The 25,568-nt window shown below is 43.9% G+C and carries 23 protein-coding genes and 2 pseudogenes; 13 read left to right on the top strand and 12 right to left on the bottom strand.

Annotated elements, in window-relative coordinates; all coding sequences use genetic code 11:
• The first annotated feature begins 42 nt into the window (after positions 1 to 42).
• Entirely contained in the window at positions 43 to 627 is a 585-nt protein-coding gene (locus ACQY1Y_RS01875) for a Uma2 family endonuclease (protein WP_130756682.1), read from the top strand.
• Positions 628 to 759: 132 nt separating this feature from the next.
• Here ACQY1Y_RS01875 and ACQY1Y_RS01870 read toward each other — a convergent pair whose 3' ends face one another.
• Complete coding sequence (locus ACQY1Y_RS01870) at positions 760 to 1,968, bottom strand: phosphoglycerate kinase (RefSeq protein ID WP_193976926.1); 1,209 nt, start codon at positions 1,966 to 1,968, stop codon at positions 760 to 762.
• A 163-nt stretch (positions 1,969 to 2,131) separates the two neighbouring features.
• On the opposite strand from ACQY1Y_RS01870, the gene ACQY1Y_RS01865 reads away from it, so the two are divergent.
• The 3 genes from ACQY1Y_RS01865 (at position 2,132) to ACQY1Y_RS01855 (ending at position 3,717) form a co-directional block, all read left to right on the top strand.
• Complete coding sequence (locus tag ACQY1Y_RS01865; RefSeq protein ID WP_016516027.1) at positions 2,132 to 2,542, top strand: universal stress protein; 411 nt, start codon at positions 2,132 to 2,134, stop codon at positions 2,540 to 2,542.
• Positions 2,543 to 3,060: 518 nt separating this feature from the next.
• Entirely contained in the window at positions 3,061 to 3,543 is a 483-nt protein-coding gene (locus ACQY1Y_RS01860) for a photosystem I reaction center protein subunit XI (protein WP_002737469.1), read from the top strand.
• Positions 3,544 to 3,600: 57 nt separating this feature from the next.
• On the top strand, positions 3,601 to 3,717 hold the full coding sequence (locus ACQY1Y_RS01855) for a photosystem I reaction center subunit VIII (protein WP_002737043.1): 117 nt from the start codon (positions 3,601 to 3,603) through the stop codon (positions 3,715 to 3,717).
• Between the two features lie 155 nt (positions 3,718 to 3,872).
• Here the strand turns inward: ACQY1Y_RS01855 and ACQY1Y_RS01850 are convergent, their stop codons facing one another.
• Complete coding sequence (locus tag ACQY1Y_RS01850; RefSeq protein ID WP_430013851.1) at positions 3,873 to 6,074, bottom strand: ATP-binding protein; 2,202 nt, start codon at positions 6,072 to 6,074, stop codon at positions 3,873 to 3,875.
• Between the two features lie 354 nt (positions 6,075 to 6,428).
• Here ACQY1Y_RS01850 and cobN point away from each other — a divergent pair, with 354 nt between their 5' ends.
• The 6 genes and pseudogenes from cobN (at position 6,429) to ACQY1Y_RS01820 (ending at position 14,187) form a co-directional block, all read left to right on the top strand.
• Positions 6,429 to 10,070: a cobaltochelatase subunit CobN gene (gene cobN, locus ACQY1Y_RS01845; RefSeq protein WP_430013850.1), complete on the top strand. Its 3,642-nt coding sequence runs from the start codon at positions 6,429 to 6,431 to the stop codon at positions 10,068 to 10,070.
• 74 nt (positions 10,071 to 10,144) lie between these two features.
• Positions 10,145 to 11,434, top strand: a complete 1,290-nt coding sequence (locus ACQY1Y_RS01840) for an AAA family ATPase (protein WP_287636551.1) — start codon at positions 10,145 to 10,147, stop codon at positions 11,432 to 11,434.
• A 4-nt stretch (positions 11,435 to 11,438) separates the two neighbouring features.
• Positions 11,439 to 11,665: pseudogene (locus tag ACQY1Y_RS01835) on the top strand (hypothetical protein); the annotation flags it as partial.
• A gap of 158 nt (positions 11,666 to 11,823) precedes the next feature.
• Positions 11,824 to 12,264: pseudogene (locus tag ACQY1Y_RS01830) on the top strand (DUF4276 family protein); the annotation flags it as partial.
• Between the two features lie 283 nt (positions 12,265 to 12,547).
• Complete coding sequence (locus tag ACQY1Y_RS01825) at positions 12,548 to 13,600, top strand: phosphotransferase enzyme family protein (RefSeq protein WP_004162191.1); 1,053 nt, start codon at positions 12,548 to 12,550, stop codon at positions 13,598 to 13,600.
• Positions 13,601 to 13,806: 206 nt separating this feature from the next.
• Positions 13,807 to 14,187 (top strand): DUF7682 family zinc-binding protein, encoded by a 381-nt coding sequence (locus ACQY1Y_RS01820; protein WP_002747647.1) that lies wholly within the window; start codon positions 13,807 to 13,809, stop codon positions 14,185 to 14,187.
• 9 nt (positions 14,188 to 14,196) lie between these two features.
• Here the strand turns inward: ACQY1Y_RS01820 and ACQY1Y_RS01815 are convergent, their stop codons facing one another.
• The 3 genes from ACQY1Y_RS01815 to ACQY1Y_RS01805 are packed head-to-tail and all read right to left on the bottom strand — an operon-like array spanning position 14,197 to position 15,695.
• Positions 14,197 to 14,688, bottom strand: coding sequence for a DUF29 domain-containing protein (locus ACQY1Y_RS01815; RefSeq protein ID WP_004162190.1), 492 nt, complete (start codon positions 14,686 to 14,688; stop codon positions 14,197 to 14,199).
• A 13-nt stretch (positions 14,689 to 14,701) separates the two neighbouring features.
• Positions 14,702 to 15,193, bottom strand: a complete 492-nt coding sequence (locus ACQY1Y_RS01810) for a DUF29 domain-containing protein (protein WP_430013849.1) — start codon at positions 15,191 to 15,193, stop codon at positions 14,702 to 14,704.
• Positions 15,194 to 15,203: 10 nt separating this feature from the next.
• The gene (locus ACQY1Y_RS01805) at positions 15,204 to 15,695 is read right to left on the bottom strand and encodes a DUF29 domain-containing protein (protein ID WP_272071883.1); all 492 of its coding nucleotides are present in this window, start codon (positions 15,693 to 15,695) and stop codon (positions 15,204 to 15,206) included.
• Positions 15,696 to 15,884: 189 nt separating this feature from the next.
• Between ACQY1Y_RS01805 and ACQY1Y_RS01800 the strand changes: the two genes are divergently transcribed.
• The gene (locus ACQY1Y_RS01800) at positions 15,885 to 16,784 is read left to right on the top strand and encodes an ROK family protein (RefSeq protein WP_430013848.1); all 900 of its coding nucleotides are present in this window, start codon (positions 15,885 to 15,887) and stop codon (positions 16,782 to 16,784) included.
• Here ACQY1Y_RS01800 and ACQY1Y_RS01795 read toward each other — a convergent pair.
• Both ACQY1Y_RS01795 and ACQY1Y_RS01790 read right to left on the bottom strand, forming a co-directional pair.
• Positions 16,744 to 17,001 (bottom strand): helix-turn-helix domain-containing protein, encoded by a 258-nt coding sequence (locus ACQY1Y_RS01795; protein ID WP_002736118.1) that lies wholly within the window; start codon positions 16,999 to 17,001, stop codon positions 16,744 to 16,746. The genes ACQY1Y_RS01800 and ACQY1Y_RS01795 overlap by 41 nt on opposite strands.
• Entirely contained in the window at positions 16,994 to 17,107 is a 114-nt protein-coding gene (locus tag ACQY1Y_RS01790) for a type II toxin-antitoxin system RelE/ParE family toxin (RefSeq protein ID WP_430013847.1), read from the bottom strand. Before ACQY1Y_RS01790 ends, ACQY1Y_RS01795 begins: the two co-directional genes overlap by 8 nt.
• A gap of 530 nt (positions 17,108 to 17,637) precedes the next feature.
• On the opposite strand from ACQY1Y_RS01790, the gene ACQY1Y_RS01785 reads away from it, so the two are divergent.
• Positions 17,638 to 18,441, top strand: a complete 804-nt coding sequence (locus ACQY1Y_RS01785; RefSeq protein ID WP_316577401.1) for a PEP-CTERM sorting domain-containing protein — start codon at positions 17,638 to 17,640, stop codon at positions 18,439 to 18,441.
• Positions 18,442 to 18,762: 321 nt separating this feature from the next.
• On the opposite strand, the gene ACQY1Y_RS01780 is transcribed toward ACQY1Y_RS01785, so the two are convergent.
• The 3 genes from ACQY1Y_RS01780 to ACQY1Y_RS01770 form a co-directional block, all read right to left on the bottom strand.
• Entirely contained in the window at positions 18,763 to 19,845 is a 1,083-nt protein-coding gene (locus tag ACQY1Y_RS01780) for an ATP-dependent 6-phosphofructokinase (RefSeq protein WP_002735114.1), read from the bottom strand.
• A 261-nt stretch (positions 19,846 to 20,106) separates the two neighbouring features.
• A complete protein-coding gene (gltX, locus tag ACQY1Y_RS01775) occupies positions 20,107 to 21,549 on the bottom strand; it encodes a glutamate--tRNA ligase (protein ID WP_430013846.1) in 1,443 nt (480 codons plus the stop codon).
• A gap of 202 nt (positions 21,550 to 21,751) precedes the next feature.
• Positions 21,752 to 22,228, bottom strand: coding sequence for an NAD(P)H-quinone oxidoreductase subunit N (locus ACQY1Y_RS01770; RefSeq protein WP_430013845.1), 477 nt, complete (start codon positions 22,226 to 22,228; stop codon positions 21,752 to 21,754).
• Between the two features lie 293 nt (positions 22,229 to 22,521).
• Between ACQY1Y_RS01770 and ACQY1Y_RS01765 the strand changes: the two genes are divergently transcribed.
• Positions 22,522 to 23,391 carry an ABC transporter permease gene (locus ACQY1Y_RS01765; RefSeq protein WP_016515633.1) on the top strand — a complete coding sequence of 290 codons (870 nt, stop codon included), beginning with the start codon at positions 22,522 to 22,524 and terminating at the stop codon, positions 23,389 to 23,391.
• 49 nt (positions 23,392 to 23,440) lie between these two features.
• Here the strand turns inward: ACQY1Y_RS01765 and phoU are convergent, their stop codons facing one another.
• Both phoU and ACQY1Y_RS01755 read right to left on the bottom strand, forming a co-directional pair.
• The gene (phoU, locus tag ACQY1Y_RS01760) at positions 23,441 to 24,109 is read right to left on the bottom strand and encodes a phosphate signaling complex protein PhoU (RefSeq protein WP_046662732.1); all 669 of its coding nucleotides are present in this window, start codon (positions 24,107 to 24,109) and stop codon (positions 23,441 to 23,443) included.
• Positions 24,110 to 24,229: 120 nt separating this feature from the next.
• Positions 24,230 to 25,531, bottom strand: a complete 1,302-nt coding sequence (locus ACQY1Y_RS01755) for a sensor histidine kinase (RefSeq protein WP_430013844.1) — start codon at positions 25,529 to 25,531, stop codon at positions 24,230 to 24,232.
• Between the last annotated feature and the right edge of the window lie 37 nt (positions 25,532 to 25,568).

Genomic DNA, 25,568 nt, shown 5'->3' with positions numbered 1-25,568 from the left:
CAGGTTATTATAAAGACAGAGCTTTGCTTTCAAGGGGGCAATATGGTCGCAACCACTGAGAAACGCTACACAGTCGCAGAATACTTTCAACTAGAGGAAACTGCCACCGACAGACACGAGTATCGAGATGGAGAAATTATTATTATGACTGGGGGAACTCCTAACCATAATCGCATTGCGGGAAATTTTTATAGAAGATTTCCCTTAACTATCCAGAATCAAGCCTATGATATATTTATCACCGATCTACGCTTGGCAATACCCGCCTATAATGTGTACACCTATCCCGATCTTATGATCGTTAAGGGAGAACCAATTCTTGAAAGAGGACGCACCGATACGATTACCAATCCACAGGTGATTATCGAGGTTTTATCAAAATCTACTCAAGACTATAATCGGGGTGATAAGTTTAAATTTTACCGCTCTCTTGATAGTTTTGAAGAATATATTTTAATCGATCAATATGGTTATTATATAGAACAATTTCATAAAAGGGGCGATCATTGGGCATTCCGGGATTATCACGATCAAGAAGCGATTTTAACTCTGTTTTCTCTAGATTTTCAAATATCCCTGACAGATTTATATCAGCGTGTCGATTTTACCGCGATTGAAGTATCCTAGTGGCTCAACTATTTTTGCCGCAAAAGTCATGGTATGATTAACTCCCAATCCAACTTTAAAAACCCACTCCCTAATTCATAAAAAAAGGTGGGGCAACACCCACCTTGTTTAAACCTGAGATATTAGCGATAATTAGGCTTCATCGAGAGCGGCAATACCGGGTAAAACCTTCCCTTCGAGTAATTCCAAACTAGCACCGCCACCGGTGGAAATATGGCTCATTTTTTCCGCCACTCCCACTTTTTCCACCGCCGCTACCGAGTCACCACCACCGATAATGGTAGTTGTACCCGTAGCGGTTAAATCGGCTAAAGTGTGAGCGATCGCATCTGTACCCGCCGCAAATTTATCGAACTCGAACACCCCCATGGGGCCATTCCAGAGGACAGATTTACAGTTAGATAAAGCTTTTTGGAAAACTTTAACTGATTCAGGTCCGATATCCAATCCCATCCAACCATCGGGAATATTTTCGACCTTGACGATTTGGGAATTGGCATCTTTATCGAATTGATCCGCTAACACCACATCGGTAGGAAGGAGAAATTCCACCCCTTTTTCTTTAGCTTTCGCTTCCAGGGATTTGGCTAATTCCAGTTTGTCCTCTTCCACCAAAGACTTACCAACACTTAAACCGCGGGCCTTGTAGAAAGTAAAGATCATACCGCCACCGATGAGCAGTTTATCGCACTTTTCTAATAGAGTTTCGATCACGCCAATTTTACTAGAAACCTTAGAACCGCCGATAATCGCCGCTAGGGGACGTTGGGGAGTTTCAATAGCTGCTTGTAGGTAGTTTAACTCTTTTTCAATCAAATAACCCGCCACCGAGGGGCTGAGATAGTGGGTAACGCCTTCCGTAGAAGCGTGGGCGCGGTGGGCGGTACCAAAAGCATCATTAACGTATAAATCGGCATTAGCGGCTAATTTTTTGGCAAAATCGGGGTCATTTGCCTCCTCTTCACCGTGGAAACGCAGATTTTCTAACAGGGCCACTTGACCGTTAGACATTTGACTAATCGCTGCCGTCACTCCCTCACCAATAGAATCGGGACACATGATTACTTCTTGGCCCAATAATTCCGAGAGACGTTTAGCCACAGGAGTCAGACGCAAATTTTCTTTAACTTGACCGTCGGGACGACCCATGTGGCTGCATAAAATAACCTTAGCCCCTTTTTTGATTAAATCCTCAATAGTTGGTAGTGCCGCCCGAATACGGGTATCATCGCTGATTGCCCCGGTGGCTTTGTCCATGGGAACGTTAAAATCGACCCGGACTAAGACCCGTTTGCCCGCTAAATCAGCCTCTGTTAAATTCGCTACTGTTTTTTTTGGCACAGCCCATAACCTCCTAGATTGCTTACCGTACAATAAAGATTAAATCAGGGTATCGCTACTTGCGGCAATTACTTTGACAAAGATTATTTCAGATTTGGGGATCAGTGTTGCAGTTCCAAGACTGATTTGCCCAGAAAAATTTGATTGGAGAGACTTGCTAATTATGTTTGAGACGATTTTATTTCCCATCGACCACAGCCGCGAAAGTCGTGACGCTACCAGTAGTGTGATCGAATTAGTCAAAATCTTTGACAGTCGTTTGGTGCTGTTGTCGGTGGTGGAAACGACACCCACCGGAGAAATTGCCGCCGACGATAAGATGAGTTCGATCGAAGCGGTGGATAGATTGTTACAATCGGCACAGGCCATTTTCGCCCAAGCTGGCATCAAGGCGGAAATGATTGAAAGGGAGGGAATGCCTTCTTTTGTCATCTGTGATGTGGCCGATGAAATTAATGCTCACCTGATTGTTATGGGTTGTCGCGGTTTAGGATTAACTAGCGAAGGTGTGTCCGAAAGCGTCACCACCAAAGTTATTAACCTTGCCCCCTGTCCAGTGTTGATTATCCCTTAATCAGTGAGCAGTTATCAGTGAGCAGTTATCAGTGAGCAGTTATAGCGTTTCCTAAGCTAGTGAGGTACACCTATTTTTCTTCCCTTTTTCCTCTTGCATGAGTGCATGAGTGCCTAAAACCCATAACTTTTGTAGCTCAGCAGACTGAAAAAGGCTATATCATACTAAATCCAGTTATTAAAGACTGATTATCTATTCCTCCTTTTGCCCCTTGCCCCTTGCCTCTTGCCTATCCTGATATGTAGCCTATACTCAACGGATTTAGTATCAGATGTGAGTTTTCAGTTCACTGATTACTGTTTACTGGACGGCTACGCCGTGCCTTTGGCAACACTGAAACAAAGCTCCCCACTCCCCCGTCTCCTGAGAGAAATGTAACGAATTGTGAGAGTTTCAGCCGTCAACCCTTGAAAACTCGATCGATGGGGTTGCTTGAAGTAATTCTTAGGCCTAAAGTGTAATCTTAAAGTTTTATGATCAATTTTCCTGTTGATCGGAAAAAGGAGAACTCAAACACAATGGCTGAAACTGGATACAAACAGGTGGTGACACCCTACAATGATGATCCGTTCATTGGTCATCTAGCTACCCCCATTTCCGCTTCTGGTTTTACCAAAGCTTTTATTGGTAACTTACCTGCCTATCGTCCCGGTCTAGCTCCGATTCTGCGCGGTCTAGAAGTGGGTATGGCCCACGGTTATTTCCTCGGTGGTCCCTGGGTTGTCCTGGGTCCCTTGAGAGACTCGGAATATGCTAATCTCGGCGGCTTAATCCCCGCTTTGGCCATGGTTCTCTTGGCTACGGGTTGTTTAGCTAGTTATGGTCTTGTCTCCTTCCAAGGTAAGGCCGCTAGTGGTGATCCTCTGCAATCCTCCGAGGGTTGGAGTCAATTCGCCGCCGGTTTCTTTATTGGTGGTATGGGTGGCGCTTTTGTGGCCTATTTCCTCCTAGAAAATCTTGGTGTCGTTGATGGCATCATGCGCGGGGTTTTTAATCAATAATTAACCCTTGTTCTACCTGATTATCATTTCCTTATTTTTTTACTAGGAGCATTTGACATGACTGGTGCCTACGCAGCTTCTTATCTGCCTTGGATTTTAATCCCAATCGTCTGTTGGTTAATGCCAGCCGTGGTTATGGGGTTGTTATTTATCTATATCGAAAGTGAATCCTAATTTAGCCTAGGATTCCTACAATTAAGGGCTTGAAAATTAGCTATGTGATAGTTAGTTTTCAAGCCCTATTTTCTGAGGAAAAAGGAAAAAATTGACCAGATGAAAATGAGATGCAACCCTACCCCCACCGAAAAACTTTTTGCCGCAAACCCCACTTATAAAGCGGTTAGATAGCGGATTTTTTCCAACAATAGGGAGGGTTGAATCGGTTTGAGGAGATAGTCATCAATGCCATGACGACCGAGGAAATTAACGCTGATTTCAGGGGTATCATTCAAGATTAGCACTTTACTGGCTTGAGTTTGCCTGGATTTTTTTAAGAGATGACAAAGATGATATATATCGGGCATTTTTCGATCGACAATTATAATACTTGGCTGCACGATCTCAATTTTTTTGATAGCGGAGACACTATCGATTAACCAAATAACTTGATAATGTGCCACCATCAATAACTCACAAATAAGATTGGCAATTTCTTCGTCACTTTCAATTAAAACTATAGTGGGATGGTGCTGATTAAAATGGGGATTATGATCCGAGGGTTGGGGTTGAGATTTGGGTGGCTTTTGTTGAGGTAAACGGACGGTAAAGATGGAACCTTTATCTAAGCAAGATTCTACCTCGATCGTGCCGCGATGGAGTTCCACTAATTGTTTAGTTAAAGCCAGTCCTAATCCCATACCACCATAACGACGTTTACGAGAGCCATCCAACTGGGTAAATTTTTCAAACAGAAGCGGTATTTTTTGAGCAGGAATGCCGATGCCCGTGTCCTCTACCTGAAAAATGACCTGACTGCCTTCTTTCCACAGTCTCAGCGTGACAGCACCCTGTTCGGGGGTAAATTTTAGGGCATTTTTTAACAAGTACAAAAGTATCTGCTGAACTCGATCGTAATCGGCATAAAAATAATGCTCTTTTTCGGTGATTTTCATCTCTAAAATCAGATTAATTTCTTTAATTTCTGCCTCTGTTTTGATAATTTCTAAAACATGATTACAGAGATATTTTAGCGAAAATTGTTTAATATCTAAAACGGCTTTGCCTGCCGAAATTTGCGAGAAATTAAGCAAATCATTAATTAATTCTAATAGTTTATTGCCGTTATCCTGAATAACTTGTAGATAGTGTTTTTGTTTATCGGGAGGTAAAAAATTACTGGCTGCCGAGCATTTTTGCAGGGTACTGGACAAACCGATAATACAAGTTAGGGGAGTTAATAACTCATGACTCATATTATTTAAAAATTCACTTTTGCAGAGGTTAGCAGCTTCGGCGGCCATTAAAGTATCTTGTAATTCTTGGGTTCTTTCGATTACCCGGCGCTCAAAAATATCTTTTTGTTCCTGTACTTGGGAATATAATTGCGCTTGATAGATAGCGATGGCGAGATGTTCACCAATCTGACCTAAAAATTTCTTTTCCTGCGGCAACCATTGGCGTTTTTCTCCACATTGATGGGCAATTAATAAACCCCACAATTCTTCTTGTACCACAATGGGAGCGATTAATTTTGATCGCACTTGGTGTTGTCGCAAAAATTCGGACAAACAGAAGGAAGAAGAATAGTTAACATCCACATCATCCACGGACAGAATTAATCCTTGACGATACTTTTCCTTGTATTGGGGAATATAGGAAAAACAATCGTCTTCAGGGGTTAAATTTAACACGGAATTTATCTGGTCAGAAACGCGCGACTCGGAAGTTATTTTTCCCTTTCCCTCACTGATACCGTGGAAAAATTGATAAATTAACAATCGGTCCACTTGCAGAAATTCCCGCGCTTCCCTGACCACGGTTTCCAGAATCACCGGTAACTCCAAACTCTGACGCATTTGGGTGATGACTTGGTTTAATAATCTTTCCTGTTCGATTTGTTGGGATAGGGCCGCTTCTACCGGTTGACAAACGGAGAAGATGCGGGGACAACCCCCCTCAGCAGACGGAGAAGAAGTTATAGAGAGAATTTTGACTAAAATTTTATTTTGAAAACTGCTGACATTAATGGATGGAGGCAAATTTAAAATTTGATAACCCTGCTGAATTTTTGGGTGGTGGAGAGACTTGACGGCCAGTCCTTGCAGAAAACTTTTAATCGTGTTCGCTTCAAAACTAATGCGGACTTCGTAATCAAAGTTATGTGCTTGGGGACTGGCTAACAATAAAGCTTGTAGGTCAGTGGAAAGCAAGAGTTGATAGATTTCCCCCGTCTGTGGGGGAATATCTCTTTCACTGAGACTAATCCTGGGCCCTGTTACCTGTATTGCCAACTGTCCCCACCAAGAACGAAGTTGTTCGAGGTGAGTAGATGACAACACTTGACAGCAAACATAAGCGGGAGAAGCGTTCATTTATCAGTTATCAGTTATCAGTTATCAGTTATCAGTTATCAGTTATCAGTAAGGTGATGGGGGGACTGGGGACTGGGGTTTGGTCAAGTTTTCTTAGTCCCTATCCCCTACTATTCCCCAATCCCTATTCTTAACATTGTTTCTCGTAAGTGGGAAATGTAACCTAATTTGATATCAACTCCTGACGACCGACCACTGGCTCCCCAAAACGAAAACTTCGCACCTCACCATTAAGATAACTGCTATAAATTGCCGCAGACAGATATAATCATCTCTATCTACCCAACAATGATCCCTCGATCGAGACCCTGATTCTCAAAACCTAATCATTATTTAACCTGACTCTCAAAACTTATGCACCGTATTGCTCCCCAAGCGGGTGGTTGGACAGCAGATACCGAAGGGGTGATTATTATTGACCAAAATCCGGCCCCGATTGTTCTCCTCACCATGGCTGATACCGATATTCAAACTCTAGCGGCAGCTATCGACCATCTACCGGATAATTTTCCCGCAATTCGCGCCCTCAATTTATCCCAGTTACAACAGCAATACAGTATTGATAACTATGGGGACAAGGTACTATCCCAAGCAAGGGTGATTATTCTTCGCTTATTGGGGGGACGGGGGAGTTGGTCCTACGGATTGGAAGTAGTTAAGGAAATTGTCGAGGAAACCGGTGCAACTTTATTTGTCCTCCCGGGAGAGGATAAACCGGATTTAGAGTTGATGAGTCATTCCACTGCTTCCCTGACTACTGTTAACCAGTTATGGTGCTATTTCACGGAAGCAGGGATAGATAACTGGATTAATGCTGCTAAATTTATCGCGCATACCTGTCTCCATCTCGACTATCTTCCCTCTCCTCCTGGGGTTGTCCCTAGGTTGGGAATCTATTCCCAGACAACCCTATCCCAACCCCAAGCACGGACTTGGATACTTTTCTATCGTTCCCATTATCTCGCGGGTAATACCAAAGCTATCGATGCTTTAATCAGTGCTTTCACCCAAAGAAACATTGAAACTGTCCCTATCTTTCTCTCCTCTCTCCGGGAAATCGAAGTGCAAGAGGAACTATTAACCCTCTTTTCCCAGCATCCCCCAGACCTAATTCTCGACACCACTAGCTTCTCTATCCAGCGACCGGAAGACAAACAAAATCATCACTTCTGGCAGTCCCTCAATAAACCCATCTTCCAAGTTATCCTCAGCAGCAGCAGTTTAGAAGCTTATCAACAGGGTTATCAAGGTCTTTCCCCCCGGGATGTGGCCATGAATATCGCTTTACCGGAAATGGATGGCAAAATTATCACCCGCGCTATTTCGTTTAAATCTGTCCTCACCCGACATCCCAAACTAGAAACGGAAATAGTTATCTATCAACCCCTCCCCCACCGGGTTGATTTTGTCGCTGATTTAACCGCAAACTATTGTCAACTCTCCTCCCTTCCCAACTCCCAGAAAAAAATTGCTCTCATTTTCCCCAACTATCCCAATAAGGATGGTCGTATCGCTAACGGAGTCGGTTTAGATACTCCCGCTAGTGGTCTGGAAATTCTTCGCGCATTACAAACCCAAGGTTATACCCTCACCGACCTCCCCGACCATAGCGACGAATTAATGCGATTGCTGATTTCCGGTATCACTAATGACTTGGAGACAAGGGAATTAAAACCTATCTATCAATCTCTCTCCCTAGAAGCATATCTAGATTATTTCTCCTCCCTTCCCCCCGATAATCAAAGCGCTCTGCTTGACCGTTGGGGACATCCAGACAGGGATTTCCCTATCCCCGGCATCCAGTTAGGTAATGTCTTTATCGGTATTCAACCTTCTCGCGGTTATGACCTTGACCCGACTCTTAATTATCATTCCCCCGACCTCGAACCTACCCACAGCTATCTCGCTTTTTACCATTGGTTACGACGGGAATTCCAAGTCACTGCCGTGATTAATCTCGGTAAACACGGCAATTTAGAATGGCTACCGGGGAAAAGTCTCGCTCTTTCTCCCCATTGTTATCCCGAAATTGCTTTCTCGTCGCTGCCGAATTTTTATCCGTTTATTGTCAATGACCCCGGAGAAGGTTCCAACGCTAAAAGACGTTCCCAAGCTGTTATCATCGACCATCTCACTCCCCCAATGACGCGAGCGGAATTGTATGGGGATTGGGAAAAGTTAGAGTCCCTCATCGATGAATATTATCAAGCAGAATCTCTTGATCCTTCTCGTTTAGCTCTGATTCGCGAGCGGATTAACGATCTGGTGGCGAAAACTAATCTCGATCGAGAGCTAGGCACGATCTCGCGTAGCGAGCGCGTTGCGACCAACGCTTCCTTTGGTCAATTTCTCACCCTCGTGGATGGTTATCTCTGTGAACTCAAGGAAGCACAAATCCGCGACGGTTTACATATCTTCGGTCAATGTCCCCAGGGTCAGCAGTTAATTGATTTAATCCAATCGATTGCCCGTTCTCCCAGTCCTGACCGCCCCGGTTTAACCCGTTCCCTTGCCCTTGACCTCCATCTCGACTGCGACCCCCTGACGGAATATAACGATACTACTACCTATCTGGAAAGTCTCGCTCAGGATTTAATTAGCCAGAAAATTGAACCTGTAGGCGAAAATACGGCAAAAGAATTGGTTTGGCTAGAAAATCAGTTAATTCCTGCTTTAAAACAAACCCCCGATGAACTTACCTATCTCTTAAAAGGTCTCGCTGGCCAATACGTCCCCAGTGGTGCTTCCGGCGCTCCCACCCGCGGCCGTCCCGATGTTCTCCCCACCGGCAGAAATTTCTATTCCGTCGATACCCGCGCAATCCCCACAGAAACCGCGTGGGAAGTGGGAAGAAAGGCTGCAGAGGCACTAATTGAACGTTATACCCAAGAAAATGGCGAATATCCCCGCACTTTGGCGATTTCTATCTGGGGAACTTCGACGATGAGAAATAGTGGCGAAGATGTGGCCGAAGCCATGGCTTTACTGGGAATTCGTCCCCTTTGGGATGGTTTTTTCCGTCGGGTGGTCGGGTTTGAAATCCTTACCCCGTCTAGCTTAGGCCGTCCTCGTATTGATGTGACCGTTCGGGTATCGGGCTTTTTTAGGGACAGTTTCCCCAGCATACTACATCTTCTTAATTCTGGCATAAATGCGGTAGCTTGTCAAGAGGAAGAGGAAAAAATTAATCCTTTAGCGGCGAAAGTGAAGACAGAGAGGGAGTTTTGGCTAAGTCAGGGCTTAGGAGAAAAAGAGGCGAAACTGAGAGCTACTGCCAGAATCTTTGGCTGCAAACCGGGTGCTTATGGGGCCGGTTTACAGGGGTTAATCGAGTCACAAAACTGGCAAAATGATCAAGACTTAGCTAATGCTTATATTAACTGGAGTTGTTATGCCTATGATAGCCAAGGAACTGCCCATTCTTTACCGGAAGTATTGAGAAATAGACTGCAAGAATTAGAGATAGTGCTGCACAATCAGGACAATCGGGAACACGATATTTTCGACTCCGATGACTACTATCAATTTCAAGGCGGCTTAACTGCCAGTGTCCGGGCATTAACCGGCAAAAATCCCGTCACCTATTTTGGTGATCATTCCCGTCCGGAAAATCCCCGCATCAGAACCCTAGAGGAAGAAATTCGCCGCGTTTACCGCTCGCGAGTGGTTAATCCCAAATGGATAGCGGGAGTGATGCGACACGGCTATAAAGGCGCTTTCGAGATGGCTGCGACCGTAGATTATATTTTTGCCTACTCTGCCACTACTCATCTGGTGGAGGATTTTATCTATCAGGGAGTAGCCGAAGCTTATTTATTTGACGACAAGGTACAACAATTTATTCAGGAGAAAAACCCCTGGGCATTGCGAGATATGGCCGAAAGATTATTAGAAGCTCAACAACGGGGATTATGGACCCAGGTGGACCAGAAAACTTTAGATCAATTGAGGGCAATTGTCCATGAGGCCGAAGGAGCGATCGAATCGGGTCAGTAATTGATAACTGGTCTAGAATCAATCTATCAAGAAATTGCTCAAATTACTTTAGTAATGAGAAACGGGACTAAATAATGGCCGGAATTGAGGGATTGAGGATTAAAAATTATCGAGCGCTCAAGGATATAACCCTGGGCAAGTTATGGAACACTCAAAATCGAGATTCTCTGACACCGATGACGGCCGTTATCGGCAAAAATGGTGTGGGAAAAAGCACACTTTTTGATGCGTTCGGTTTTTTATCTGATTGTCTTAAAGGAGGAGTAGAAGAAGCTTGTGATGCGCGAGGTCGGGGTGGGTTTGAGCGTCTTCGTTCCCAGGGTCAGGAAGGAAGCATTGAATTTCAGATTTACTATAAAGAAGATTACAATTCCCGACCAATTACCTATGAATTAGCTATTGATCTAGATACGGATAATAGACCTTATGTAAAAAAAGAAAGACTCAGACAGAGAAGAAAAGGTCAAAAGACCGGATGGCCTTTTTCATTTTTACTCCTCGATGAAGGGAAAGGAATCGTTTGGAAAGGAGAAGAAGAAGGGAAACAAGTAGAAGAAGGTCAAGACCATTTTGATTTATTTAAGTTAATAGAAAAAATTCAACGAGAAGCTGATGAGGAAAGCAAGGAAACCGAGTTAGTGGAACTGAATGATAAGCGCAAACTAGGAATTGCTACGTTAGGTTCTCTCAAACAGCATCCGAGAATTTCCCTATTTCGGAGATTTATTGAGGGATGGTATCTCAGCTATTTTACTCCCGATGCGGCCAGAAGTTTGCCCCTAGCCGGACCCCAGAAACATTTGAATATCCATGGAGATAATCTCGGTAATGTGGTGCAGTTTATGGAAAGAGAGCATTCCAAGAAATTTCAGAATATACTTAATAGTATTTCTCGTAAGATACCGGGTATAGAAAAAATTAGCACCGAAAAAAGTCCCGATAATCGACTACTATTAAAATTTAATGATCGGGGATTCCAAGACCCATTTTATGTACAGCAAATGTCCGATGGTACTTTAAAAGTATTGGCCTATCTCTTACTGTTAGAAAACCCTTCCCCACCGCCATTTATCTGTATTGAGGAGCCAGAAAACGGCTTATACCATAAACTATTAGAAACCTTGGCTCAAGAATTTAGAAAACACGCCACAGGACAGAGAGGAAGTTCTCAAATTTTTATCACCACTCATCAACCTTATTTTGTTGATGCTCTCCAGCCGGAAGAAGTTTGGATTCTGGAAAAGGGTGATGATGGTTTTTCTCGGATTAAACGGGCCAGTGACAATCCTTTAATTAAGAATCTCGTCTCAGAAGGATTGCCCCTTGGTAGTCTTTGGTATAGTGATTACTTAGATGAGAGATAAGGTCATGCACTTTGAAATTTTGGTCGAGGATTTGTCGGGAAAAAAAGCACTTGATATTCTAATTCCTAAGATTATTGACATGAATGCAGGTCATACATTTAGGGTTCATTCCTATAAAGGCAGTGGTCATATTCCCAGAGACTTACAGTCTGTTTCCGATCCTAGTAAAAGGATTCTTCTTGAGCGACTACCTAAACTGATTCAAGGATATGATAAAACTTTTTCGGCTCTTCTAGGTTCTGTGTGATAAGTTTAACTTACTATATGATCGATCGATCTTTGTGTCCTTTGTGTCTTTGTGGTTCGTTCCACCCCCTCGCTCTTGAGAAATGTATCTTAGAATACATTTTACCCACCAAAGCTGGGAGAGCCCTTTTTCTAGTTACCCTGATAATTATGCTGCTGTACTGATTGTGGTTTGCGATCTGGATAATCGATGTTTTCGGAAATTTCGACAGGAATTAAGCAATTGTCTGGAAAAATCTGCTATCCAATCCCAAATTTACTTCTGTATTGCTATTGAAGAAGGAGAAGCTTGGTATTTAGGTGATATTAATGCCATAAAAATTGCTTATCCCCAGGCCAAAAGTGCTATCTTGGATTCCTATATTAATGATAGTATCTGTGGTACTTGGGAAAAACTGGCAGATGCTATATACAGAGGTGGAGCGAAACAATTATCTAAGTTAGGTGGAGCTTCTGTGGGTCAAGAGAAAACAGTCTGGGCAGAAAATATTTCTCCTCAGATGAATGTGGACATTAATCGATCGCCCAGCTTTGGCTATTTTCGAGATAAACTACGTCATCTCAGTCAGGAAGAATCAAGATAAGCAATATTTTTTCAGGCTAAACTTTTAGGCATTTAAAATAATCGTCGAGAGCGGGCAGTAGGGGATATTAAGTATCTGGGTAAAATTATTTACCCATAGCGATCCTTGTCTAGCAAGGCTTTCAGCCCTCTGTGGCTGGTAATTAATTTTGCCTGACTACTTAAAGACTGATTAACAGAGGAATGTAGCGAAATATACGGAGCGATCGAACCGATTTGTAATATATGTGGCCTATAAAATAGGATGATGCGAGCGTTGTCCACACTTGCATCGGGAGGGAATCGTGACGACTTTTCTGGCTTCGCTCAATTTACTGCCTTCTAGTTCTCCCGCTGCCAATTTTCGCACTGGAGAATGGACTTTTCCCACACTCTACTCCACTCTGGCTCCCGCTGCCCTAGCAGATTTGGTTTTTTCTCGTTACGAGATTGATATGCCGAAAAATTGTCAATTTTGGCATCGGGGTTTAAGTGATGTGTATCTCCTCGAAACCCTGACAACTCCCTACATTTTGCGCGTATCTCACTGCCATTGGCGCAGCAAAATGGAAATAGACTTCGAGCTAGAATTATTAGATTATCTCGATCGCTCTCAGGTTCCCGTCGCCGCGCCAATTCGCAGCAAAAACGGTGATTTATCCCTAGAAATTAATGCTCCGGAAGGGAAACGTTACGCCGTCCTCTTTCCCTATGCTCCTGGGGGAATTGCTATTGGGGATATAGATATAGAACAAGCCTATCATTTAGGGGCGATCGTGGCTAATTTACATCGGGTGACGGCAGATTTTCACCCCCTAGCCTATCGTCATCCCCTCAACCTCAAATATCTTCTCGAGGATTCCCTGCAAATTATCGCACCTTTTCTGCACCAACGACCGAGGGACCTAGACTGTGTTTTAGAAACCATTGGGGAAATAGAGGAAGAAACCGCCAAATTACCGACAGAATCTCCCTATTGGAGCATTTGTTGGGGCGATCCTCATAGTGGTAATGTGCATATCACCCCTGATAATCAGATGACCCTATTTGATTTCGATCAGTGCGGTTATGGTTGGCGAGTTTTTGATATCGCTAAATTTTTGCAAGTTTCCCTACAATCCGGCTTAAATCGCCAGATTCGCCACAGTTTTATCCAAGGTTACGAGCAAACAGTGCCTTTAACCGATGGTGAATTATCTTGTCTTCAGTATCTCACCCAAGCGGCCTATATTTGGTCTTGGTCAATTAGCTTAAATAACCTGCGTTTAACCGATTATAGTCGTCTCTGTGCTAATTATTTTAGTAGCCGTTTAGCTATTCTCAAACGTTTAAGAACCCAAGAATGGGAATTATTCTAAGCAGCCTTAATCCTTTTGGTGACAGCAGTCCCTAACTAACCAAGATCAACTTTCTGGCTGGTCAATGGCCAAACGAGGTATCGATCCCTGTATGCTGGTAAGTATAGATAATCACTGGGTAAAGACTTTCTTCTCCATCTGCCAAAAGTGAAGCAAGCTTTACCGCTCTTGAATAGTCGCTCACAGCCTTACAGACAGATGGTATTATGTCCAGAAGAAAGAAGAAGTTTCCCTGTGGTCACAAGGGTTATGGCCAAGTCTGCCATCATTGCGCTCAACTAGATGCCGCTTGGGAAGAAAGAAAACGTCAAAAAAATGCTTGGGAAGCCACTTTTTCCCAGGATCCGATCGATCTGCGGGAATTACCGAAAAATGTGGTACTTAAAGCTAGGGAAATCCTGCAAGGATTGCAAAATCACCGCAATTATCGAGATTTCCACGGTAAACGATTGCGACACGATCGCTTTATTATCAGTATCCCCGTTACCCGCAATTATCGCCTCATCTGTCGCGACCACGGCAATCTTCTCGTCCCAGAGGCGGTGATCTCTCACGAGGACTATAATGTCTGTAAACCGGGTAGGTGAAGCTAATCTTTAGTTCACCTCGGAAGATTTATCCCTGTTTATATCTCCCCAATCCGGCAACCAATTTTCATCGAGAATCTCCTCTAGATTAGCTAACAATTCCCCGGGGAAAATACTGGCATCTAATTCGGTTTCGTCAATAAGCAGATTGCGAGCATCGAGATAACATTTTGCTAAAATTTCCCTTAAATAGGACTTTAAACTGGGACTATCTTCTAAAAGATCAGCAATTTGTAGGCGAAAATTCCTGATTTCTTTTTTCCATCCCGCTTGGTTGTAATCTCGTTGGGATTGCCAGTAGGTTAACTTCAGTAAATGTTCTAGAAGTCGAGTTAAGAGACTCTTAAGCGCTCGTCGATTATTTTTTCCCAAATCTGCCAACTCCTCTAATAAATTCGGCCAATCTACCGCTTGAAAATCCCCCCGACGCAATTGGTTGATAGTGGACTCTAACCAAAGTTGATAATCGCTATCGTAAAGATTTGGGATGGTAATATTCATGATTTTTTACTCCTTAATTGCACTTTTCAGAATCATTGCTGATAGCTTCCCAATCCGGCAGCCAATTTTCATCGAGAATCTCCTCTAGATTAGCTAACAATTCCCCAGGGAAAATACTGGCATCTAATTGGGTTATATCAATAATTATCTCCCGAGCATCGCTGTAACATTCCTCAAGTATCTCGCATAAATAGGGTTTGAGACTGGGACTATCTCTCAGTAATTTCTTGATTTGTTTCCGAAAGGTTCTAATTTCCCCTTTCCATCCTGCTTGATGATAATCTCGTTGGGATTGCCAGTAAGTTAACTTCAGTAAATGTTCTAAAAGTCGAGTTAATAAACTTTCTAATGCTCGTCGTTCACTTTTCCCCAAATCTGCCAACTCCTCTAATAAATTCTGCCAATCTACCCCTTGAAAATCGCCTTGACGCAATTGGTTGATAGTGTTTTCTAACCAAAGTTGATAATCCCTATCGTAGAGATTTGAAATGGTCATATTCATCATTTTTTACTCCTTAATTGCACTGTTCAGAATCCTTGCTGATAGCTTCCCAATCCGGCAGCCAATTTTGATCGAGAATCTCCTCTAGATTAGCTAACACTTCCAGAGGGAAAATACTAGCATCTAATTCGGTTTCGTCAATAAGCAGATTGCGAGCATCGAGATAACATTCCTGCAAAATTTCTCTTAAATAGAGCTTTAAACTGGGACTCTCTTTAAGAATTTTTTTGATCTGAATCCGAAAATTGCGAATTTCTTTTTTCCATCCAGCTTGATTATAATCCCGTTGGGATTGCCAGTAAGTTAACTTCAGTAAATGTTCTAAAAGTCGAGTTAATAAACTTTCTAATGCTCGTCGTTCACTTTTCCCCAAATCTGCCAACTCCTCTAATAAATTTTGCCAATCTACCCCTTGAAAATCCCCTTGACGCAATTGGTTGATAGTATTTTCTAACCAAAGCTGATAATCGCTATCGTAGAGAGTGGGGATGGTAATATTCATCATTTTTAAAATGGGTAAAAATCAGGAAATAAGGTGCAGGTATCTAAACTATAGAAGAAATTTGGGGCTAATCAATCAGCTAGTTTTGCCAGTTTAGCCGAATTATCCTCTCAATCACATCTAACTGCGAAAAAAACCGCCAAAAAGAGTGATAATAAACCTAGCTACTCCCAGAGTAACAAGGAAAGCCCGATGGTGAAAACAGTCATAGGTGTCGATTTAGGTGGAACCGCTATTAAAATTGGTAAATTTGACCAGGAGGGCAATTGTCTCGAATCTCTCAGCTTGCCCACTCCCCAACCCGCTACACCCAAAGAAGTCGCCCATACCATACATCAAGGCATTTGTCAAGTAAATTTAGATAAAAGTTGTCAAGCCATCGGTGTGGGAGCGCCGGGTCCGACGGATGCTCAGGGAAGAATTGCCAAAATAGCGATTAATTTGGCAGGATGGCGGGATATTCCCCTGGCCGATTGGTTAGAAGAAAGTACGGGAATGCCGACAATTTTAGCCAATGATGCCAATTGTGCCGGTTTGGGAGAAGCTTGGTTAGGAGCGGGCAAACGCTTTCAAAACTTGATCCTGTTAACTTTGGGGACGGGAGTAGGAGGGGCAATTATCCTCGATGGTAACTTATTTGTGGGCAGTAAGGGAACGGCCGCAGAATTAGGCTTAATAACCCTCAATTTTGACGGTCCATTGTGCAATAGCGGTAATCAGGGTTCCTTGGAACAGTACGCCTCCCTGCAAGCTATTCGCCGGATGACTGGCAAAGAACCGAAGCAATTGGCGGAATTGGCCGAAAAAGGCGATCGAGAGGCTTTAGAATTCTGGCAGGGTTACGGTTGTTTACTGGGGGCTGGTATCGCCAGTTTACTCTATGTTCTCACCCCAGAGGCGGTAATTATCGGCGGCGGTATTAGTGCCAGTGCTAAGTTTTTCTTTCCCTCTCTCCTCACAGAAATCGAAAGACGGGTTTTACCTAGTTCCAGAGAAGGATTAGAGGTGTTAACGGCTGAGTTAGGTAATCGCGCCGGGATGGTGGGGGCTGCTAAATTAGCTTGGCAATTAATCGACCTTCCCAGAAAGTAGAAATACCGACAGATTCCACGTTCTCTTCTAGGTTGAAAACTGTTGCTTTATCCCAATTTAACTTACGCGCTAATTCTTCCTGGGTCAGTCCAGCTTCTTCTCTTGCCTGCGCTAATATAACTCCCAGCTTGAAACTGAGATAACCAGACTCGAAGCCTTGGGAAAATTGACTGTCAGTTTGTTTTCTTCTGTTAATATATTGTTCCACATCACTCATCGTCGAATCTCCTGTTTAAGTAGTCTCGTTTTCGTTGCTGTGCCAAATTAATCTCTTGGGATGGTGTTTTTTGAGTCTTTTTGGCAAATCCGTTCGTTAAAATCATTAAATCACTTTCTCCAAAAAAGCCCAGCAGACGGAATATATTATTGCCAACCTAAACTCTCACTTCCCAAATATCATCAGTATTGACTAATTTTTTCAGGTATTGACTCGGGACAGAATCTAACTCCTGAATTAAGCGTAAAACCCAACTTTTTGAGCTTGTTTTCCAGACAGAGAATTTAAAAAATCTTCAACGGGGCTGGCTCCTGACTGGGTACAATAGAAAACAATCTCTTTCATATAATAATCAGTTTAAGGAAACATTTCAATATTTTAGCGATCGCATTTCCTTCGGAGTGTAGTGATTCCATATCGCCCGGCATTGGTGGTGTATTATTTTACATCGTCATCCAATAATCCTGAAAATCCCAAAATCGCTGAAAATCCTGATGCTGACAAGGAAGTAGCGCAGATACTAGCGTCAGCCATGAGGGAGAGAAATGTAAAGATTTATTAAATTGTAGCTTTTAATACAACGGGGGGGGGAGAAGTGTGTATATTTGCCGACGTTTATCTTAAAACCACTAAAAAATGAAATTTGTCTCATTGTTATCCATCACTGCGCTCACAAGCAGTATCCTCATCGCGACCCCCCAAGCGAAAGCAGCAGTAGTTTTCCTTGACTTGAATACCTTTACCCCTGGGGGACCAGGCACAGGAACATTCGCGGGAACCCTAGGGGGAGTGAACGTTACAGGTTCTATACTCGCTGGTGGCTCCTCTAACTTTCAGATTCTAGGCATTAACCCGACAGATTGGGCAGGAACAACAATCGATAATACTACTCCCCAATACAGCTACAGCAACATCTATACTCCATCCCAAAATTTAGGTGATCGGGTAGGTTATGTAGCGAGTGGATCAAACGCCCCGATTGCGACTGCGACTTTAACGATTCAGTTTAGCTCGCCCGTGACCAATCCCACCTTCCACGTTGCCAATCTTGACGGGATGATCTATGATTTCTCCGATCCCAGCAATGGTTCAATCGCACTCAGTTTATTGAGCGGTAACGGTGGTGGTGGCGATGGTTTAACAGTCGATACCACGAACAAAATCATCGCCGATGTGAATCCGTTTACTGGCGTTGGTCTTTCTCCCTTCACTCCCCCTCCGACTACTGGTGCTCGTTCCGCTTACGGTTCTGTGGCGTTGTTGGGGACTTTTTCCACCTTGAACATCAAGCTACAGGGAAATCCTAGTCTAACAGTTGCTGCGGATGGTGGAAGCTTTATGATCTCAACTACAGTTCCCGAACCCTCTACAGTCCTCAGCTTATTAACCCTCGGCACTCTCGGCGCAGCTTCAACCCTCAAACGCAAACTCAAACCATAAAAGTAGGCTAAATTGCTGACAAAAATACCATAAATGCCCCTTCATTCAGTCAGTTGAGAGGGTTTTATTTTTTGCCTGTGCTTCTACTTATTAAATTTTATTAATTAATTGCTCAAAAGTAGTTTATTGTGGTAGAAAAAGATTTTTTGGATCGATAGGGTAAAATTTAATAAATATTGTAATTCTATACCATAACGTAAGTTAATTACAGCAGTTATATTAATGGTGAAATAACTTCTTTATTTGAGGGGTAATTTTAATCGGTGGGGAAAGGGCGATACTTAAGGGTTAATTCTCGCACCGATTCCCCTAGATTTAATCTCAATCCCCTAGACAAATACCCAAACCCCTGGCGGTTTTGACTAAAGTTTCTTCGAGATCGACGATGCGATAGGTTTTAATCGCCTCCTCAATGGGAACACTGACCACTTGCCGATTTTGCCAGGCCACCATGCGATCGAATTCCCTCCTGGCGATCAGATCCACGGCCGCCACGCCAAAAGCCGCCCCCAGTAAGCGATCCATCGGAGAAGGAATACCCCCCCGTTGAATGTGGCCCAGGAAAGTCACTCTCGTTTCGGCCCCGGTTTCCCTGGCAACTTCTTCGGCTAAATAGCGACCGATACCCCCGAGACGATCTTCTCCTAGGGCTTCCTTTTGCACTAGGCGATTGCCAGTTTCGGTACGCACAGCCTCGGAGACAATAATCAGAGAAAACTGTTTATCCATACGCTGCCGTTGCCGGATCTTCTCGCAGACCTTCTCTAATCGGTAGGGAATTTCGGGAATGAGAATGATATCGGCCCCCCCCGCAATACCGGCAGCCAGGGCGATATGGCCGGCATCTCTACCCATAACTTCTAGAATCATCACCCGGTTATGACTAGCGGCGGTAAAATGGAGGCGATCGAGGGCTTCTGTGGCGATATTAGTAGCTGTATCGAAGCCGATGGAGACTTCTGTAGCTCCCACATCATTATCGATGGTTTTTGGGATACCAATCAGATTAATGCCTCCCTGTTGGGCAATACGGCGCAAAATCGCCAGACTACCATCGCCACCGATGCCGATCAGGGCATCCAGTCCCAGACTATGATAGCCGTCGATGATGTCCTGAGAGCGATCGATCAGGGTTCCATCCGGCATCGGGAAAGCGAAGGGATCCCCCTTATTGGTAGTACCGAGAATTGTTCCCCCCATCACTAACAGGCGATCGACTCCTTCAATATCAAAGATAGTGGTTTTTGGGGGACGGCTAACTAATCCGTTAGTTGCTTCTCGAATACCCACCACTTCCCAGCCATAATTGCCACTGGCATGGTGGACAACGGCACGAATGGCGGCATTTAAACCCGCACAGTCGCCACCACTGGTGAGAATTCCAATTCGTTTTTTTTCACCCATAGCTTTTTGTCAGGAGATTAACAAATCTATATTTAGGTAAAAGTTGTGGATAATGCCTGAAAATTAAGAAAGTTTCTAGATCGTCCCTGACAGCTAGGGGAAAAAAACGAAAAATTCGCCCCCATCCCCTCAGTAATCGATCACGAGCAGGGTATGCAGGGCGACACGGATTCCCATTATACTAGAAAGTATATAGCAATATTAGGGCATTTGTCAACCCTAATATACGAGAAATTTTCTGATAACTGATAGCCGATCAATTTAACTATTTACTGCTTGCTGAAGACGGGATAGATCCCAACCTTTTTGATTGAGAAGTAGCCAAGACTGCATTAAATCCGGACCGTGTAACTCCCCCATCAAAGCAGCGCGTAGAGACTTCATCACCAGACCTTTTTTAACCCGATGGGCTTTAGTTGTTGTCTCCACAATACCCTTAGCAACTTCTCCAGTCAAAGCGGGAGTAATAGCGGCGAGAATATCCTTGATAATATCCTTAACTCCCTCTAATTGTAATTGACTCAAAGCCTCCTGATTATAATTAGCCAGAGGGTTTAAAAGTAAGCGACTTTCGGCGACAGCATCGCTTAAACGAGTTAAACTCGGACCGATGAGAGTAGCCAAACCGATCAACCAAGCTCGATCGGTTTCAGCATCAAAATTATACCCCGCTTCTTGCCAGTAGGGGAGAAGTAAAGGCACTAATTCCTCACCAGTTAAACGATGAAGATATTGACTATTAATCCAATCCAATTTCGTCCAGTCAAATTTTGCGCCCGCTTTATTTACCCGTTCTAAACTAAACACTTCAGCGGCCGCTTCAAGGGTAAAAATTTCTTCAGTGGAATCGGGAGGAGTCCAACCGAGGAGAGTCATGTAATTAACCAAAGCTTGCGGCAAAAAACCCAGTTTTCGGAAATCATCGATCGAAGTGACTCCATCCCGTTTAGATAACTTGCGACCCTCCTGATTTAAGATCAAAGGACTGTGGGCAAACTCCGGCACTTTTGCCCCTAAAGCTTCGTATAAAAGAATTTGTTTAGCCGTATTAGCGATGTGATCTTCCCCACGAATAACATGGGTAATTTCCATATCGATATCATCAACAACTACCGCTAAATTATAGAGAGGCTGACCGAAGTTTTCTTCCGCATTTTCCGAGGTACGAGCGATCACCATATCGCCACCTAAATCACTACCTTTCCAGATAACTTTTTCCCGGATTAAATCCTGCCAAATAATTTCTCGATCATCATCAATAATAAAACGAATTACTGCTTTTCTTCCCGCTTGCTCGAATTGAGCTTGTTGTTCGGGGGTGAGATAACGATGACGATTATCGTAACGGGGGGCAAGATTGCGGGCTTTTTGTTCTTCCCGCATTTTTTCCAATTCTTCCGGGGTACAATAACAACGATAGGCTAAACCTCGATCGAGCAGGGTTTGAATAGCTTGACGATAATAATTAAGGCGTTGAGTTTGAAAAAAAGGACCTTCATCCCAATTCAGTCCTAACCATTGTAGGCCCGCTTGAATATTTTCGGTATATTCTGGTCGAGAACGTTCTAAATCTGTATCTTCCACGCGCAAGATAAATTTACCCCGGTGATGATGGGCAAAAAGCCAGTTAAACACGGCTGTGCGCGCGGTTCCAATGTGTAAATTTCCCGTGGGACTGGGGGCAATACGAACTCTTACTGTCACGATCTAACTCCTAGGTTTTTTGCGGCAACGATATCCCATATTATGGCAAATTCCCCTAGGCCAACTCGCAAAATTAAGAAAATTAAATGAATAGCTACCAAAGGGTGAGAAAGGAACAACAAACTCTCAAGAATTGAAGTTTCCCTCTCCGGGGAGAGGGTTTGAGGATGAGATATTTCAATAACCGTGTTATTTCGGTAATTTAGGCAGCGACTAAAGATTTGCTCAAAGGTTGCCAACGGAAATATCTTTCCCCACCCAATTCGAGGACAAATTTTAACCGGGGTTCCTGTTGACTAAGACTAATTAAGTATTGTTTTTCTTCCGAGGATAAAACAAAACTTTCAATAATCCAAATCACTAAACCTTTAGATTTGGGGGGTAAATTTTCCAATTGATAGGTAGCAATGGGAGGAATAAAATAAACCGGTCCCACGGCTGCTTCCCGACCAATATTTTTTTTACCTAAATGGGGGGGACGGACTCCATGAATGCCGGTAAGATAGGCACTTAAATCCCCTAGACCTCTAGCGGTGATATGCAGGACATTGTAACCAGTGGCCCGTAAACGTCTTTGATAGCGTCCCTCGTAACCCCCTTCTAAGGGTGCGTAAACGCCTAAAGCACCGTATTGTTCCAGATCGCGAATAAATGGTTTTCCTGTGGTCAGTAATGCCATAGCTAGTAAAAAAAATCTTTTTCCCTATAATCGCACGTTTTGTTAAGTTGTGCGTCAGGTGAACAGAAAAAGACTTAGGATCAAAGATAGAGAGGGACAATCGCTACTCTCTCCCGAGGAGGCAATATGTTTCACGATCTCCTTTATCCCAACGGACTGCTTTATGTCCTGATTAAACTAACTGTTTTAGCTTTAGCAGTCTTGCTCTGGTTTATGGTCGTTTCGGCCCCGGCTGTTTGAAAAAACACTGCTCTTGTACAATTAGCGTTCTATGCAATGGCTAAATTTTGTCGATGACTCCTGTTAAATTGCCGATCGATCCTTTTCTGAAACCCAACCTAACCACTAAACTCCTAGGGGTTGGGTTGGTATTGACAATTATTTTTATCCTGATTGCCCTGTTTTCGCCCCTTCTGCAAGCGTTCGGACTGATTCAGGATCCAACCGACATTTTAAGCAATTATCCCCTACAAGCCCCCAGTTCTGCCCATTGGTTCGGGACGAATGTGCGCGGTTATGATGTCTTTTCCCGCACCCTATTCGGGGCGCGAGCGGCCTTGTCCGTGGTATTTTTGGCCACAGGATTATCTTTAGTCATCGGGGTTCCTTTGGGGTTAATTAGCGGTTATTTGGGAGGTAAAATCGATCGCGTTCTCCTCTTTCTCATGGATACCCTCTACACCTTGCCGGGGTTATTATTATCGGTGGCTCTGGCCTTCGTTTTGGGTCGTGGTATCCTCAATGTAGCGATCGCTGTTAGTATTGCCTATATTCCTCAATATTTTCGCGTGGTCAGAAATCAAACCGCCAGCGTTAAAAATGAGTTATTTATCGAAGCGGCACGAGCGATCGGAGCTACACCGGGTCGTATATTATCAAAATATCTTTTCTTTAATGTCGTCCAGAGTGTCCCGGTTCTGTTTACCCTCAACGCGGCGGATGCGATCTTGGTTTTAGGCGGTTTAGGCTTTTTAGGCTTAGGATTACCAGAAGAAGTGCCGGAATGGGGTCATGATCTCAAGGAAGCTTTGGCGGATTTATCTACAGGTATCTGGTGGACGACTTTATTCCCCGGATTAGCAATGACCACGATGGTGGTGGGTTTATCCCTCTTGGGAGAGGGGTTAAGTGAAATTTTAAACCCCCTGAGTCGTAAACGCTAAAAGCGCGGGCCAGAGTTCGAGAGAAATCATCTCAGGAGCCTCCACACCCTCAGCCTCTCTGTCCGGTAACGATGTAAGATACCCTTTGGGCGATATTGGTGGCGTGATCGGCCATGCGTTCCAGATGACGGATTAGTAAAGCCATCAGCAAGATTGGTTCCACCACACCCTTGATATCTCTTTGATGGGCGAGAGTGTGATAGAGATAATCATAGGCTCGATCGACCGTATTATCTAGTTCTTTGACCTTGGGACCGGCTTCTTGATCGAGGTCGGCCAGGGCAACCAGGCTCGTGGCTAACATATACTGAGCATGGTGGGACATAGCCTCGATCTCACCCATACAATCGTGGGGAGTGTAGGCGAATAACTTGAGTGCTATTTCGGCTAAATCCTTAGCATAATCGCCGATACGTTCCAAATCGCGCACTAATTGCATAAAAGCACTTAAAAGCCGCAAATCTTGGGCTACGGGAGCCTGTAGAGTCATGAGAGTGGCGCAATCTAACTCGATTTGACGGTAGTAGCGATCGATTTCCTTGTCAAGGGGGGGGATTTTTTTCGCCATTTCTAAATCCCTAGCAAAAAGGGATTGATGACTAAGACGAAAGGATTCTTCGACCAAGGTTCCCATTCTCAGCACATCCTGTTCCAATCGCTGGAGAGAACGAGCGAAATAGGTGCGATCGGGATGATTGGTTTCTTTGGATAGGCTCACGGTCGGATTCGCTTAACATAAAACTACTCTTTCTCTACAGTGATAACAAGAAAATTTTCGATTTTGTACAGTTGTCCAGAGAACTTGACAGATTTTTTTTCTCCCCACACCCCACACCCATCACCCCACCTCCTTTTTTTGACGGGGGAGAGTGACTTGTAGGCGAGCGCCGCCGGTGTTAGGATCATTTTGAGCGACGATCGAACCGCCATGGGCTTGAATAATCTCTTTAGCAATCGATAAACCTAAACCGGTACTATAATCCTTTGTGCCTTGTTTTTGACGGGTGCGGGAAGGATCACCACGAAAGAGCCGATCAAAAACGTAGGGTAGATCCGCTTCATTAAATCCCTTCCCGTTGTCGATAACGTCAATTTTCAGCCATTTTTCCCCGATAGTATCGGATATTTCCCGAATTTCTAGGCGAATTTTCCCCTGATCGGGACTATACTTAATGGCATTATCAAAGAGATTCAGGAAAACTTGCAGCAGACGAGAGTGATCGACTTCTACCGTCCAATCCACCGGAGAGGAATAATCTAAGCTAATCTGTTTTTGGGCGGCTATTGGGGTGACAGTCTGCCAAGCAGCGCTGATTAATTCCTCTAGATTAATCATCTGGTATTGTAAAGATCGCCCCGCATCCGCTTGTAATTCACTGATTTCTAGCCAATCGCAGACTAATTGACTCAAACGCTCCACTTCTTTCCCCATTTGTTCTAACCAGCGTCTTTCGGGAGCTTGGAGGCGTTTTTGTAAAGCTTCGGTGAGCAGAGAAATGGAGGTTAAGGGAGTGCGTAACTCGTGAGTTAAGTCAGAAAAAGCTCGCTCGCGATTTTGGGATAATTCTACTAAAGGCTGTCTATTTTCGATAAATACAGCGATTTCACCTTCTGGCAAGGGATAACCGTAACCCTTCAAGGCAATCGATTTAGGAGCAATCACTTGGCGATCGCTAATGGGGTTGACAGGATAATTAGTCGGGTAAAAAGTCCAAGTTTGCACCTGTGGACTCTGTTTTTGGCGAGTTTCTTGAATTAATTGATCTAATTCGTAGGAGCGCACTAATTCCAGCAGCAGACGCACTTGATCTGGCTGCCAGCGATCGAGTTTTAAGAGGGTAATTGCCTGTTGATTACACCAGAGCAGTTGATTATCGGTATCTATATGAAGATAGGCGATCGGCGCTAGTTCTAGCAAGGATTTCTGAATTTCTAAACTCTTTTCTCGCTCTTGCAGACTTTGGGAGAGAAACTGTAATTCTCGACGCACCAGGGAGGTAACGGGAAAAGAGGCCGACAAATCCACCGAATCCGAGAGAGCGCTTAGGGTTCGCTTTAACTCTCTATTTAAGCGTGAGACTTGCCAATAACAAATACTCAAACCTAAAACTACTCCGAAAATAAAAGCGAAAATAGTCATTGTCTGCGCGAGCGGCGATCGCTAAACTTGAAAATAT

Origin of the sequence: Microcystis ichthyoblabe FBCC-A1114 (assembly GCF_050500245.1) — a bacterium.
GTDB classification, from domain to species: Bacteria; Cyanobacteriota; Cyanobacteriia; order Cyanobacteriales; family Microcystaceae; genus Microcystis; species Microcystis ichthyoblabe_A.
The sequence above is the reverse complement of the archived record's forward strand: the minus strand, read 5'-3'. Positions and strand labels throughout refer to the sequence as shown.